General features: G+C 39.4%; 12 protein-coding genes. 10 read left to right on the forward strand and 2 right to left on the reverse strand.

Going from position 1 to position 15,289, the window contains the following annotated elements:
• The 6 genes from dnaK (at position 1) to thsB (QVB70_RS17990) (ending at position 7,600) form a co-directional block, all read left to right on the forward strand.
• Positions 1–1,887 (forward strand): molecular chaperone DnaK, encoded by a 1,887-nt coding sequence (gene dnaK, locus QVB70_RS17965; RefSeq protein ID WP_287589188.1) that lies wholly within the window; start codon positions 1–3, stop codon positions 1,885–1,887.
• Positions 1,888–1,918: 31 nt separating this feature from the next.
• Positions 1,919–3,031, forward strand: a complete 1,113-nt coding sequence (gene dnaJ, locus QVB70_RS17970) for a molecular chaperone DnaJ (protein WP_287589190.1) — start codon at positions 1,919–1,921, stop codon at positions 3,029–3,031.
• Positions 3,032–3,035: 4 nt separating this feature from the next.
• Positions 3,036–3,572, forward strand: coding sequence for a helix-turn-helix domain-containing protein (locus tag QVB70_RS17975; protein ID WP_287589193.1), 537 nt, complete (start codon positions 3,036–3,038; stop codon positions 3,570–3,572).
• Between the two features lie 213 nt (positions 3,573–3,785).
• Positions 3,786–3,932, forward strand: coding sequence for a hypothetical protein (locus QVB70_RS17980; RefSeq protein WP_287589195.1), 147 nt, complete (start codon positions 3,786–3,788; stop codon positions 3,930–3,932).
• A gap of 329 nt (positions 3,933–4,261) precedes the next feature.
• Complete coding sequence (thsB, locus tag QVB70_RS17985) at positions 4,262–5,917, forward strand: thermosome subunit beta (RefSeq protein ID WP_287589197.1); 1,656 nt, start codon at positions 4,262–4,264, stop codon at positions 5,915–5,917.
• Positions 5,918–5,929: 12 nt separating this feature from the next.
• Positions 5,930–7,600 (forward strand): thermosome subunit beta, encoded by a 1,671-nt coding sequence (gene thsB, locus QVB70_RS17990; RefSeq protein WP_287589200.1) that lies wholly within the window; start codon positions 5,930–5,932, stop codon positions 7,598–7,600.
• 249 nt (positions 7,601–7,849) lie between these two features.
• Here the strand turns inward: thsB (QVB70_RS17990) and QVB70_RS17995 are convergent, their stop codons facing one another.
• Complete coding sequence (locus QVB70_RS17995; RefSeq protein ID WP_287589202.1) at positions 7,850–8,002, reverse strand: hypothetical protein; 153 nt, start codon at positions 8,000–8,002, stop codon at positions 7,850–7,852.
• A gap of 280 nt (positions 8,003–8,282) precedes the next feature.
• Positions 8,283–9,224 (reverse strand): thiamine-phosphate synthase family protein, encoded by a 942-nt coding sequence (locus QVB70_RS18000; RefSeq protein WP_287589204.1) that lies wholly within the window; start codon positions 9,222–9,224, stop codon positions 8,283–8,285.
• Positions 9,225–9,591: 367 nt separating this feature from the next.
• Here QVB70_RS18000 and QVB70_RS18005 point away from each other — a divergent pair, with 367 nt between their 5' ends.
• The 4 genes from QVB70_RS18005 to QVB70_RS18020 all read left to right on the forward strand — a co-directional run.
• Positions 9,592–12,306 carry a hypothetical protein gene (locus tag QVB70_RS18005; RefSeq protein WP_287589205.1) on the forward strand — a complete coding sequence of 905 codons (2,715 nt, stop codon included), beginning with the start codon at positions 9,592–9,594 and terminating at the stop codon, positions 12,304–12,306.
• Positions 12,306–13,733 carry a hypothetical protein gene (locus QVB70_RS18010; protein WP_287589208.1) on the forward strand — a complete coding sequence of 476 codons (1,428 nt, stop codon included), beginning with the start codon at positions 12,306–12,308 and terminating at the stop codon, positions 13,731–13,733. Before QVB70_RS18005 ends, QVB70_RS18010 begins: the two co-directional genes overlap by 1 nt.
• Positions 13,730–14,806, forward strand: coding sequence for a hypothetical protein (locus tag QVB70_RS18015; protein WP_287589211.1), 1,077 nt, complete (start codon positions 13,730–13,732; stop codon positions 14,804–14,806). Before QVB70_RS18010 ends, QVB70_RS18015 begins: the two co-directional genes overlap by 4 nt.
• A gap of 204 nt (positions 14,807–15,010) precedes the next feature.
• Positions 15,011–15,289, forward strand: a 279-nt coding sequence (locus QVB70_RS18020; protein ID WP_287589212.1) for a CoA-binding protein, incomplete at its 3' end; no start/stop codon positions are given.

Raw genomic sequence — 15,289 nt, forward strand, 5'->3', positions numbered from 1 at the left:
ATGGCTAAGGAAACAAAAAGAGAAAAAATTATTGGTATAGATCTTGGAACTAGCAATTCAGCAGCGGCGGCTATGATGGGCGGTAGACCTGTCATAATTCCGAGTGCGGAAGGAAGCACTCAATATGGCAAAGCGTTCCCTTCATATGTAGCTTTTGCTGAAGATGGATCGCTACTTGTAGGTGAACCTGCACGTCGCCAGGCAGTGTCAAATCCTGAAGCTACCATCACTGCGATTAAGCGAAAAATGGGCCAAGATTACAAGGTGAACATTTTTGGCAAGACATATTCACCCCAACAAATCTCAGCTTTCATACTTCAAAAGATTAAACGCGATGCTGAGGCCTTTCTAGGTGGAAAAGTGGAAAAAGCAGTGATTACAGTACCAGCGTATTTCAATGATAACCAGCGACAAGCAACAAAGGATGCAGGGGTCATTGCCGGATTAGATGTTGTTCGTATTATCAATGAACCAACTGCTGCATCTTTAGCTTTCGGCATTGACAAAATGGATCAGGAATTAAAAATTCTTGTGTTCGACTTTGGCGGCGGTACTCTTGACGTAACAATTATGGATTTTGGACAAAACGCGTTTCTGGTTGAATCAACAAGTGGTGATACCCAGTTAGGCGGAACTGATATGGATAATGCTATTGTTGACTATATTGTTGATGGGTTTAAGAAAGACAGTGGAATTGATCTTCGTTCTGATGCGACCGCAATGCAGCGCGTGAGAGAGGCTGGAGAGAAGGCAAAGATCGAACTATCTACGATCTTGGAAACAGAAATAAATCTCCCATTTATTGCTGCAGATGAAAGCGGACCTAAAAACCTGCGAATGAAATTTACTCGTTCAACACTGGAACGACTCGTAACTCCTATTATAGAGCGATGCAGAGGCCCAATGATGACCGCATTGCAAGATGCAAAATTACAACCAAGTCAAATTGATAAAGTCATCCTCGTCGGTGGTCCCACTCGCATGCCTATTGTAAGAAAATTCGTGGAGGATATCATTGGTAAACCTGCTGAACGTGGAGTAGATCCGATGGAATGTGTAGCTACGGGTGCAGCTATTCAGGGAGGCATCATGGCTGGAGAAATAGATGAGATTGTACTTCTAGATGTTACACCACTTACACTCGGCGTTGAAACACTAGGTGGAGTCGCTACTCCGATAATGGAAAAAAATACGACAATTCCTGCCGAACGAAAACAGATATTTTCAACCGCAGCTGACTTCCAAACATCTGTAACAATTAACGTGTTACAAGGTGAAAGAAAAATGGCAGCAGATAACGTATCGCTTGGCATGTTTAATCTTGTGGGTATCCCACCTGCTCCAAGAAATGTTCCACAAATTGAAGTAAAATTCGATATCGATGAGAATGGAATATTAAATGTTACAGCGAAAGATCTTGGCACGGGCAAAGAACAGTCAATCACTATTACGGCGTCAACCAAGTTAGATCAGTCTGAGATTGATCGGATGGTTAAAGAAGCGGAACAATTTGCCGAACAGGATAAACAAAAGAAGGAAGAAGTCGAAGTTAGAAATAACGCGGATTCAATGATATATACTGCAGAGAAGACTTTAGCAGATCTCGAAGACAAATTGGCGAAAGAACAAAAGGATAGAATCAGAAATACAGTGAATGAATTAAACGAAGCCTTGAAAGGCGATGATATAGCACAAATAAAAGAGAAAACGGAAGCACTTGCAAAGATATTACAAGAAATTGGAACCGCAGTATATCAACAGGTTGCACAAGAACAAGCTGCTCAACAACCGCCTCCTGGTAGCGGGGCTGAAACCACAGGAACATCTCCACCACCACCCGGAGAAAAGGTTGTAGATGCAGACTATGAAGTTGTGGATGACGAATAACCTATTTTCCTTTTTTTAAAGGTGAGTTGCAGTGGAAAAGCGCGACTACTACGAAGTATTAGGCGTCTCAAAAGATGCTTCACAGGACGATATCAAAAGGGCATACCGAAAGCTAGCTGTTCAATTCCATCCAGATCGCAACAAAAACCCAGGTGCTACAGACAAGTTTAAAGAGGTCTCTGAAGCCTATGCTGTTCTTTCTGATGATGAAAAAAGACGCATGTATGATCAATTTGGGCATGCAGGAATTGATGGTAGATACACTACTGAGGATATTTTCAGTGGGGTTGACTTTGATTCCATTTTCAGAGATTTTGGCTTTGGAGGTGGCTCTGGAGGATTCGGTGGATTTGAAAGTATTTTTGATGTATTCTTTGGGAATCGGCGAGCGAGAACGAGAGGTCCAAGAGTTCAACGCGGTGACGATTTACAAATTGAACTCGAAATAACTTTAAAAGAAGCGGCTAGCGGCATTGAACGTCAAATTGACGTGCCACGTAGAGAACGATGTCCAGTTTGTGAGGGGACAGGTGCCGAACCAGGCACATCGGTAAATACTTGCCCAAAATGTAAAGGAAATGGACGACTTCAAATTTCTCGTACACAAGGATATTCGCAGTTCGTACAAATAGTACCATGCGATCGCTGTAATGGCGAAGGAAAAATTATTGAGAAACCTTGCCATAACTGTAGAGGATCTGGAGTGGTTCGCTCAACTCGAAAAATAAATGTTACAATACCTAAAGGTGTAGAAACAGGCTCTGTACTGCGATTACGAGGAGAAGGAGAAGTTAGCACTTCAGGAGGGGGACCTTCAGGAGATCTATATGTCGTTCTTAATGTTCTTCCGCACGAAATATTCCAGCGAGATGGCACTACTCTCTATCTTGAACAGCCAATAAGTTTTTTCCAAGCCGCACTCGGCGCTAAAGTAAAAATTCCTACTCTTGATGGTGCTGCAGAACTCAAAATCCCAGCAGGCACCCAAACCCATACACTATTTCGTCTAAAAGGAAAAGGAATGCCAAGTTTAAATGGTGGACGTGGAGATGAACTCGTAAGAGTGATCATCAAGACTCCCGAAAATTTGACAAGATCTCAAAAAAAGCTTTTGCAAGATGTAGCTAAAGAGCTTGGTGAATAACCGCATGGAACTTGATATTGAGAAGATTTTAGATATTTTAGGCAACAAGACTCGCCGAAAGATTCTTGCAGCTCTTTCCGAAGAGGCGGGTTATGTCTTTCAATTATCTGAAGACATTAATATCAGACATCAAGCTATAAGAAAACATCTCGATCAGCTTAAAGAATTAAAAATCATAAAGAGCTATGAAGGTGCAAGTACAGTTGGTGGTCCACCCAGAAAATATTTTAAGATCACTAAATCTTTTTCAATCATGGCAGATATTACACCTGACTCGTTTGAAACAAAAATCCTGTCTTTTGAACGACAAAGTCCAGATCAGGACGAATATGAAGAACTAACTGATAAAATAGAAACTATTGTTAACACTAGAGATTCTCCAGATGAAAAGATTTCTGATTTGAATATGGCTTTAGAAAACCTGAATTCTGAAATTGAGGAACTGGAGAAAAAAAGACAGTATCTTGTCGAATTACGACAGAAAATAATAAATTACATCAAAACATTCAATGAAAAATTAATTGAAACTAAATCAGAATAGTTTTTTTGATGAGATATTCTTTGATAGAGACATTAAGAGTTATAGAAGAATCCATGAAAGTTTAATATTGACGAAGGGTTCTGTTCTAAGTAGAACTACATACCTTGACGTGTAAAAAGGCTGTAGCTTCGGCGAACTTGGGCTTCATTGTATCATGTGGAGACCTCGCATCGCCTTTTTAAAAGAATAATCCGGAATGGTGGGTAGTATACGATGCTGATTTTTGCCCCTAATTTTCTTTATTGTCCATACAATCTGCTCCCATATATCAGAAAGCATGCCATTGAGTACATGTCTGTAGTCGCAGAGAAATTCATACAGGTCGAGGTTATACTTAAGAGAATAGGTCTTGAACAGTAGTAACCACCGTTTTTTGTAATGATAGAACAGTTTACGCCATATAATGGTGTATACGTAACTCTATTTAAATATTACAGTCTTTAACCTATTTGGATGGCTTTAAAAGGAAAAATGATTCATTTAAACGAAATAAAGTTACCTTTATTTCCATAGAGTTCTAAATTTTTATATAATGTGACGAAGGCGTAAACTTTTTATTCACTTTAACTTCATGTTTTCCCCAATCTATCTACATACACTTCATGTAGATATCTACATAGAGTGAGTTGTCACTCTCAAAAATTGTTGTAACCTAATTTTCAAAAAAAATAAAATGTAACAAAAAGAAGGTGTTAAAAATAGCAGCAAATTTAGGTGGAACACCTATCCTTCTATTAAGAGAAGGAGCACAAAGAACTGAAGGAAAAGATGCTCAAAGAAACAATATTGCAGCAGCAAAAGTAATCGCTGAAGCGGTTCGGACATCACTCGGACCCAAAGGCATGGACAAAATGCTGGTTGATTCATTCGGTGATGTTGTTATAACGAACGACGGTGCTACAATACTAAAAGAAATCGATGTACAGCATCCTACAGCGAAAATGGTTGTCGAATTAGCTAAAACGCAAGATGTGGAAGTCGGGGATGGCACAACAACAGTTGTCGTGCTGGCTGGAGAACTATTAAAAGCCGCAGAGACACTCCTTGACTTGGATGTTCATCCTACAGTCCTTGTTGAAGGATATAGAAAAGCAACAGAAAAAACCCTTGAAATCCTTGATGGCTTTGGAATGCCAGTAAATATTGAAGATACAGCAATGCTAAAGAATATCGCTATGACCGCAATGGGCTCAAAAATGGTAGCTTATTCCTCAGACTATTTGGCAGATTTAGCAGTGAAAGCATGCAAGCAAGTCGCTACTCAAGTCGACGGTGGAGCGTGGAAAGTAGATATCGAAAACATCGCTATACAAAAGCAAAAGGGCGAAAGTTTAGAAGACACAGAATTGATTAACGGAATTGTCATGGACAAGGAAATGGTTCATCCAGGCATGCCTAAAATCATAAGAGATGCTAAAATTGCTCTTCTCAGCGCTGCCTTAGAGATAACAAAAACTGAATTCGATTCGAAAATCAATATAACAGATCCAACTCAAATGCAAGCATTCCTAGACCAAGAAGAAGATATGATCAAAGAAATGGTCGATAAACTAAGTATCGCTGGCGCAAACGTCGTTCTCTGCCAGAAGGGAATGGATGACATAGCTCAACATTTTCTCGCAAAAGCAGGAATGGCAGCTATTAGACGAGTAAAAAAATCTGATATCGAGAAACTAGCTAAAGCAACAGGTGGACGAATAGTATCAAATCTTGACGAACTTACTCCTGAAGATCTAGGTGAAGCCACAACAGTAGAAGAACGAAAAATTTCTGATGAAAACATGGTTTTTGTCGAAGGTTGCAAGAACCCAGGAGCTGTGAGCCTCTTAATTCGAGGTGGTACAGAACTTATAGTTGATGAGGCAGACCGCGCGATCCATGATGCACTTTGCGTCGTGAGAAACGTGATTCAAGACGCAAAGGTCGTACCTGGCGGAGGCGCACCTGAAATTGAAATTGCAAGAGGTTTACGTGATTATGCGCGATCTCTAGGAGGTCGTGAACAGTTGGCAGTAAACAATTTTGCAGATGCAGTCGAAATCATCCCACGCTCGCTAGCAGAAAATGCTGGTTTAGATCCCATTGATTCATTGGTGCAACTACGTGCAGATCATGATCAAGGTAATACTAGCTATGGTGTTAATACAGAAGAAGGTGGTACAACAGATATGGCCGCATTGAACGTATTCGAGCCTCTTGCTGTGAAAAAACAGGCGATTAAAAGTGCAAGCGAAGCCGCTCAAATGATCCTACGAATTGATGACGTCATCGCAGCGTCAGACCTTGGAGCAGGTCCAGGAGGACCACCAGGAGGAATGCCCGATATGGGCGATGAGGAGTATTAGGAGGAATAAAAAATGGCATTAAATCTAGGAGGAGTGCCAATCCTGATTCTTAAGGAAGGCACAGAAAGAACAACAAAAAGAAAAGCTCAAATGAACAACATCGCTGCTGGTAAAGTTATCGCTGAAGCCGTTAAATCAGCTCTAGGTCCACGTGGTATGGATAAGATGCTTGTAGACTCTCTAGGTGATATTGTAATAACGAACGATGGTGCTACTATTCTTGATGAAATGGACGTGAAACATCCCGCTGCGAAAATGATGGTTCAGGTTGCAAAGGCCCAAGACGATGAGGTTGGCGACGGAACAACATCCGCTGTTATTATAGCAGGTCAACTACTTAAAGGAAGCGAGGAACTGTTAGAATCAAAGATTCATCCAACAACAATTGTCGCTGGACTAAAGAAAGCAGCCACTAAGGCTACTGAAATTTTAGACAATATGGCAGTCGATATCGACCCTGAAGACGTAGCTACTTTAAAGAAAGTTGCAATGACAGCTATGAACAGTAAAAGTATCGCTGGATCAAAAGATCTTTTTGCAGATATCACAGCAAAAGCTATTGGTCTTGTCAAGGAAGATCGTAATGGAAAGCTTGTTGCAGATTTAGATCATGTAAGTATAGTTAAAAAACAAGGCATGGGCTTAACAGACACAGAACTTGTAAGAGGCATGGTAATCGACAAAGAAATTCTTCACCCTGCGATGCCTAGACGGGTAACTAACGCTAGAATCGCGATTCTTGATGCCGCACTAGAGATCGAAAAGACAGAATTTGACGCAGAGATACGTATATCTGATCCTTTCCAAGTCAAGGCTCTAATGGAAGAGGAAGACCGAATGCTTAAATCTCTCGCTGAAAAGGTAATAAATACAGGTGCCAACGTTTTGCTATGCCAGAAGGGCATAGAGGATGACATAGTAGGTTTCTTAGCAAAAGCAGGTATTCTGTCAGTACGACGTGTTAAAAAGAGCGACATGAAAAGACTCGCAAGAGCTACAGGCGGAAGAATTGTGAGCAATGTAAAAGAACTATCAGCCGATGTTCTTGGAAGTGCAGGCGTTGTTGAAGAAGCGACGCTCGGCGATGACAAAATGGTCTACATAAGAGACTGCGCAGATCCAAAAGCAGTTACAGTTGTAATCAGAGGAGGCTCTAGCCAAGTAGTAGACGAGGCTGAGAGGGCCTTGCACGACGCGCTCTGTGTAGTGCGCAATGCAGTTCAAGATAAGAAGATCGTAGCAGGCGGAGGAGCTCCGGAAATAGAAGTTGCTAAAGGACTTCGCGAATATGCTGGAACTATTGGTGGCAGAGAACAAATTGCGATCGAAATATTTGCAGATGCATTAGAAACGATTCCAAAAACGCTAGGCGAAAACGCTGGCTGGGATCCAATCACTATCATTGTAGAACTAAGAGCAAAGCACGAAACTCCAGAAGGAAAATGGTTCGGTATAAATGTCTACACTGGCAAGCCTAGTGACATGATGTCAGAAGGTGTCATCGAACCATTATCTGTCAAGAAACAAGCAATTAAAAGCGCAAGTGAAGCAGCACACATGATACTTAGGATCGATGACGTCATTGCCAGTAAAGCTGAGAGAGGCCCACCTATGCCCCCAGGCGGAATGGGCGGAATGCCCCCAGGCATGGGCGGAATGGGCGGAATGCCCGGCATGATGTAAAAGAGCATAAAACGTCTATAGACTAATATCTTTTCTCTTCTTCTTTTTTTAATTCTTTTTTTATAACAGAAAAAAACGAGTAACAAAGTCGGCAATTAAGGCAATACACATGATGCTACCGATCTAAAACGTTATGATTATACATAACGCTCGTTATGAAAAACGTCTATAACTAGAAAAAGAAAGCGTCTCCGCTCTCTCCCCTACCGCGCCGTTGAAAAAAATATTCGCGATCATTATATATTGTGTTCAAGCAATTACGATTTTCAAGCGATCAATGACTTCATCGCAAGCATCGCATACCCACTTATACTCGCCTTCTCTACCATTTTCACCGTTATGGTTTATAATAAAGCGGGCGTGCACTTCTTTTCCACATTTAGGACAGATTTTAGTTTCCATAGTTGTGTTACAACTCCAATAACTGTTTCTATAGTTGCTTTGCAAATGCAAAGATTGTAATATAACTCCAGACAATTTCTAGAGTTCTGGAGTCTAATATATGTAGATCTTTTTAAATCTTTGGATTAAATCCTCTATAATTGACTATTGTCAACCTTTGTAAATGTAAAGACTAAACTGGATTTTTTTAAGAATGTCTTTTATACAGTCTATTACGTATTCTAAGTCTCTTATGTAGACGCGCTCAGTATTAACACGAACGTGTCTAAAAAAAATCATGTTACTCATTAAACTGAGACAGTTCGTCAGCGATATCCAAAGCCTTTCTAACGACGTCTTCAGCATCATTTCCAGTGATATACATGCAGGGTTCGATGCCAAAAGCTCCAATGTCGCAGATACAATCTGGGACTATACCATTAACCATCTCAATTGCCGAAGTCATTCCCCACGTTTCAATGTCTATTATCTCTTTTGGTGCATTCTCTCTATTAAATTCAGAGACAGATAAATTTAATTCTTGACACGCTCGATTAATTTCTTCGTCGTATCTGGCGTTCATTACAGCCCTTTTGTTCGAATCAAACTTCATAATTGTTAATAGAACTAAAGCGATATGATGCGAAACGTTGAATGCTGGTCTTTCGACGGCTTTAGGTTTACCTCTAACGAGAACAATGCGACCTGGAATCCCGGCTACTTCCATAACATCATGTGCATCAGGAACAGCCATCGCTAAATTTACGCGCAGTTTAGGCATGAGCACACTAAAAGTTTCGCTTTTTTCTAATAAACTGACAGCACGTTCCATATTTGAAAGCACATATGATCGTTCTGAGATTTCCATTGAGTCCAAAATTCTGAGTTCTGTACACACATTACATTCGTCTCCTAAAGGAAGTATGCGTTTATGTTCTCTGCAAACAAAGCTTCCTTCACGTAGCGAAAAACAGCTTTTGCAAAGTTCTAATATAATTTCTTTTGGGCCTATATCTGATAAGTCAATTGAGCGTGCTAAGTTCTTAGCGATATCTTCAAAGCTTGAATCAGTTTCCCGCAATTTCATATTAGATAAATATTTCGAAACGCTTGCTTGAGTTAAACCTAGAGTCTGAGCAACTTTTTCTTGAGTATAGTTATAACTTTCACTTAATTCTCTTGCAACCAGTCGTCTTAAACGTGGTAAATACATTTTCACAATGATTTCGCAAGGTGGACGCATATTTATCCCTTATCTCGTTTTTTGTTTGTACACTCCTGAGCGAACTTTCTACGAATGTATTTAAGTGACGTGCGCGAATATAAACCCTTGCTTCATAACATTACAAGGGCAATAATCTCTTTTCGCTGTTTTTTCGTTGATTTTTCAAGTAGAAGAGTTTATATGCTTACTTTCTGTGATATATATAGTAAGACAGAAGTCTACACACATCTTACTCATTCTTTAAGTAAGATGAATATCAAAATTGAAACGAACTATTCACCCAAAATACAAAATAGTTATGAATAATGAAATTGTGAATTACTCAGAAAAAATTATCCCTAACTATCTATAGGTTGACGTTAATCTGAGCATAGGGGCGATGGCGTTGTCATCTCATTCTAAATATGCAAAATATTTGTCTATAATCAATACCCTACGAGAACAGTTTCAGGCAATTGGAACTAAAGTTGAAGATGTAAGCGAATCTATAACTACAGTTACCAATATATCAAAAAAACTTGAGCAGCTTCACAAGGAACTTAAAGAAGCGACAGGTTGGAGACAAAAAGGAAAGCGAAAACAACTTGAGGAAGATATTGATAAACGAACAGATCTTCTTAAGGATAAGTTCTCAGACTGTGCCCTTACTTTCTATAACATGTTTGTGAAGGAAATCAATAAACTTAAACCTTTAAGCAGTGATTTATCGGCTATAGATTCGAAAAGCGTACAATCACTTCAGATGTTGAAAACCCCACCAAGACTTGATGACACTTTTACGTTTCTTGATAATATGGGGAATGCTACAAGTAGACTACTAACCATAACCACTTCTTTTCGAAACAAGTTATTAAAAGAAGACTCAAGCATTTTAGACGAGAACAGACTCACGTTAAAAACGTATGATAAGTATTTGTCAATCGATCAGGCAAAAACTCCCTTATCTGCGTCAAAGGAAAGAGTCACTGAGACTGCAATAGATGAACTCTTGACGCTTCGTTCTAGACTCATGGAGGAAAAACTGTATCTAGAAAGTCGGCGGGACGAAGTAATATCTCTTCTCCAATCTAAATTACTAAATGAATTATCGTCTTTTGAGACTTATGTTAACACAGCAGAAAAAATTGGGGTTCAGGTACCTCCTACAGTGTCCCAGAACATCGAGACGATTCGTAAGAGTACAAACACTGATAATCTGACTAGTTTACTCAGTCTCGATAACCAGTTTGAAAGTATTAAGGATAAATTTGGCAATTTAATAAAGGACTCTGTGGTGAACGTAGAACATGATATCATCAATTTATTGCTTAATGTAGGTATCACTAAGAAATCCGAGGTAATTCCCAATACACCTCCCATTAGCCAAGAAGTATCAGATATTGCGACTTTACTCTCCGACTATCAAGGGATTTTAGACTGGAAAAAACAAGTTGAAGGAAATCTAAAAACATACTGTTTTTCATTCTTAGATGAGCTAAAACCTGTATTAGCAAAGGCCGACGAAAATGAAGACTTTCTCCGCGACTTTGTTGAAAAAAAGCGTGTACAGATAGAAGAGAGCTCCATTGAGGATTTAACGACCGTGTACCTTGAAATTACTGACAGATTCCAAAAGGAAAAAGAAAGAATCATCGATCATATTAAGCTTCTTGAAGGTGAACTTGAAGATCTTTCTTCAACAGCGGGCGAGAGTTTAGATCAAACAGAACTAGCTACGATGAGTGTGCTGGGAAGCCTCAGATACTCAACTGATCGCGAAATTCCTGATTTATTGGCTGTGGAAAAGCAACTTGAAACACACGTTGCAAAATATTCAGAAAATTATCAAAGAGCAGCACAAGAAGAATTGACAAATCTCATGGAAGATTTGCAAACGATTAAGCCTCCTTTTAATGCTTACTTTGAGCCAATCATTGAATTAGCCAAAAAAAACATACACGTAATTGGAGATACAGTTTCCACTTTTGATATTAAAAATTTGATTCAGGATACCAAAAAAGAAATCGTTGTGAAAGGTGGAGACGCGATAGAGAATATAAAATATAAATTGACATTAAAGGTACGTTTAGCGATAGTAAAAATACTCGAAGGACAGTATCATCTACCAAAAGAAATCCAAGAAGCAGTTTCTGAATTGAATGAGATGAAAACATCCGTATTAGATCCCTATGCAGTTGCTACACACACTCGCCGCATGATTGAGGTTTACGAGAAGAAAATTGAAGGAGAACTTAATAACTACTTAATAGAAGAGGCCAAAAAACTAGAAGAAATGCTTGCTTCTCTACTTGAAGTTGGTATTGAAAGTGTACAACCGCATCTAGAAACACTTCGAAAATTAAGAACAGTTCTCCCGGCCGAAATGAGTGAAATGACAGACCATTTTGATAGTATCGAAACAATAAAGACGGATCAAAATCTATTGAAAGATATTCGAGAGCAAGTTAATATTAAAATCTCAGAACTTGATCGTAGCAACTTCTTACTTCGAAAGCACGGTCAAGGAGAACTAATCAAGCGATTTGAGACATTAATTATAGGGGTACGCAGTAAAATCGACAAGGAACCTCTTGAATCGTTAATTGGGCTTAGTCAAGATTTAAATGCAGTTATGAATGAGATTAAGTCTATCATCATTGAGATTGACAAAGGAGAAAGTGACCAGTTTAATGCATCTCTAAATGAAATCAGCAAATATTACTCAACAATAAAAGAAGTCTATAATGCGCATAAAATGAATTTTGATACTGTGATTTATCCCGTTTCTAGAATATTTGATTTGAAGGAAAAATTATTGAAAACACCATCGCTTAGTGATGCGAGCGACTTTTTTGAAGAGATCAGAAGGTTGGAAGAAGGTTGGTCAAAAAAAGTAACTGACATCCATGAATGGCACAAAACACTTCGTGTATTCCTTGCTAGTTTTGATCCAACTGCATCTGAAGGAGAGTTGTTTAGACAGGTGGAAGACATCAAAAGGTCGATTAAGGAGACGTATCCTGCTGATGATGTCTCATCTTATCTCTCATGGGCAGCAGAGGAGATAGTGGAAACTATGTTAAAGAAGAAAAAGAAAGAAATAGAGAAGGAGGAAACTTAATGACATGGGAATCTGAGGAAAAAGAAATTGCACCTCGCGCTGAGGTCTTCGCGATAGGTATGGGCGAATGTGGATCAAATCTTGTTGGTGCTTACCTCAAGAAGAGCGCAGAAAGAGCGCTTCCTCCCCGTATACGCGGATACTTATTAATGAATACCGATAGGGCAGATGTCCAAAAAGTAAGAACATTATATGACATTCCAAAATCTCATACGCTTCTCTATGGAGAAAGCGATACTGGTGTTGGTGGTAAATTTTCGGACGGTTATAATTATATCCACCAATCAAAGGACATAATTTTGGATCAGCTTACCCAATTGGGTTATGAAGGTGTCTCAGGATTTGTGATATTTTCCTCATTGGGTGGAGGAACTGGTTGTGGAGGCACTCCTGCTTTAATCGAAGTTTTAAAACACCGATTTGAAGTCATGGAACAGAGAAGGATCTTTATTTACGTTATAGGAGTCCTTCCTTTCAAAAATCAAAGCAGTGAGGCTGTTAACACTGTTTGGGCGATTACTAAATTGTTACGCAACCAATTACAAGATATAGGTCCTGATCTGATTGTTTTACTAAGTAATCGAGCTATGCTTAAGCGGATTTTGAGTTGGAGGTCTGGTGTTATCGAAGATTTTCTTTCGAAAGAACTAGACATTGATGTAGGTGATATGGGCGATATAGAAAGACTGGTTCCTTCTACCCTAGAAGAAGAAAGCGCCATGATGAAGCAACAAGAGCAGACATTCATTGATTTAGTCAATCCCTTAGCGCTTGAGGTCACAGATTATATGCTCAGTCCGGGTGTAGTTGAATCAGGAAAACGAGTTTTCCCTACTACCGATTTGGCAGATTATTCGCATAAACTAGATCCCATTATTGTCCCCTGCTTGTACACTGACGTTGGATTCATTCCATCCGCAGGAAATATCCAAAAACAGTTCGAGAGGATCGTCAGTCATACGGTCAATGAGTGCTCTTACACCGAAATTGGAAAAGATCCACGCGCTGAGTCGGTGTACTATGTGTTTTCAGCCCCGTCCGAATTAGCTCGTCCAGAATTTGACATGCACCTTAAGGCAGGCTTGCAAAAATACGTTCTACCAGGGGCAGCCATAACTCCTTGCTTTGTTCAATTTACGGACCAAGAAAAGGGTTCAGGTGATGTTACACCTGAAAAGAAACAAGCAAGCCTATTAGTATTACTTGGTCTTCCAAAAATCCCAGAGCTAAAGGACATACTGTTCGAAGCGAACCAACTAATCAAACTTCACACAGGCCCATCCCCCATTAAAAGAGAATGGTTCCGTCGTTCAAAAGGCACTACAAAAGAAGCTCTCGAAAAGGCCTTAGCAGATCTGAAAGAATTATTTGGGTATTATATAATGTCCGAACCTACAGAGGAAACGTCTTCAGGTGAATCGACTTGAGCGCAGATGAGTTAATTGAGAAATTGTGGACAGTTTCCACAATAAATACCGTTCTAATTAATTTGCTGCTGAATAAAGAAGTAAATGAGACGCTCGATGAAAGATATTGGCAAATAGTCAAAAAAATGTTAGATGGCAGTAAAAAACAAATGGGTAAGGCATTATCGGGTCCCGTAGATTCCTTCATTGAAAGTGCGATTACATTAACTAATAAAACATTGTCACAGATCGATACCCTTCTGGAAAAACTACAGCATGCAAAAGTTGAAGTTGAGAAAGAAGAACAATTCTTGTTTGATGATGAAGGACTCTTCCAACTCGAAGAAGAAGTTAAAAAGCGTCAGAAGATAGAGGCCGTTGCCAGCTCTACTCCAGAGTTACCACCTCAAGAAACTCCCACGCAATTAATTGAAGAAGTTGAAGTGGAAGAAGTAAAAGAAGAAGAAAAACCCATGTTTGCCAGACAAAATGATGCTATCGACGAATGGGATTATCTTGAGCATTTAAACAGACTTTTTGAAACCTATAGACAGAATTCGCATATGCTTCTGCCAGCTTTCTGGCATGCTGCTACACAGGAACTTCTTTCTTATGAGGCTCGCGACGAAGATCACAAATTCGCCATTCAGACTCCTGCTGAAACTATTTATCGTCTCATTCGCACATTTCTTAGTGAAGCACCGTTTGCTCGTCTTATGCAAGATATGAAGCAAAAACATGGCGAATCAGAACTCACTTCAAGTTATTTGGATGCCATCAAAGCGAAGGTCGATGAATACTATATACGCGTCGAAGAAGATTTAACAAACGAAATCGAATCTTCAAAGATCATAATAAAAGCCGAACATGAACTTGAGACGTTCAATATGGGTGCAGCAAGCCTTGAAAAGCGAGTGTTGAAGTACATCCGTGATGTTTGCAACAATTTATTAACTCAAGCAAAAACTCTGTCCCATCGAAATGAGTTAGAGAGCATCGTATATGCTGAAGCAACAATTTTGCTCTCAAGATTAAATGGAGCCATGATTGAGTCTCCACCGTTAGAATTTCTTTTAAAAGCAATGAAGCCGTGATCTTCAAAATTCTAAAGCCAGCAGTTACTAAATGATAGTATATATTTCCTTTTTTATTTTACAAATCAAAATTTTATACTTATTTTTAATAGAATAATTCACAACAAGGAAGAATTAATACTTCATGATTCGATATCCCCAGATTAACATTTTATTTCTATATTGTTACAGCAATGGACTTTCTAGCCCTATGTGCCTCAGGAGATGATCCCTATACCACAATCGATTATAGAACAACTAGACAAATTTTTCAAACCTAGAGCAGTTGCCGTTGTGGGCGTATCGTACCATCCCGAAAAAATCGGTCATATTATTTTTAAAAGCCTGCTTGAATCTCAATACTGTGGCAAGATCTATCCCGTAAACCCCAAAGGCGGCGACATTATTGGCCATATGGCTTATCCTTCAATACTTGATTGCCCCGATGATACTGAGTTAGCGGTAATCACAATTGCGGCAAAATACACTCCTCAGGTTATTGAA

The organism is Candidatus Borrarchaeum sp. (assembly GCF_019058535.1).
Taxonomy (GTDB): Archaea; Asgardarchaeota; Sifarchaeia; order Borrarchaeales; family Borrarchaeaceae; genus Borrarchaeum; species Borrarchaeum weybense.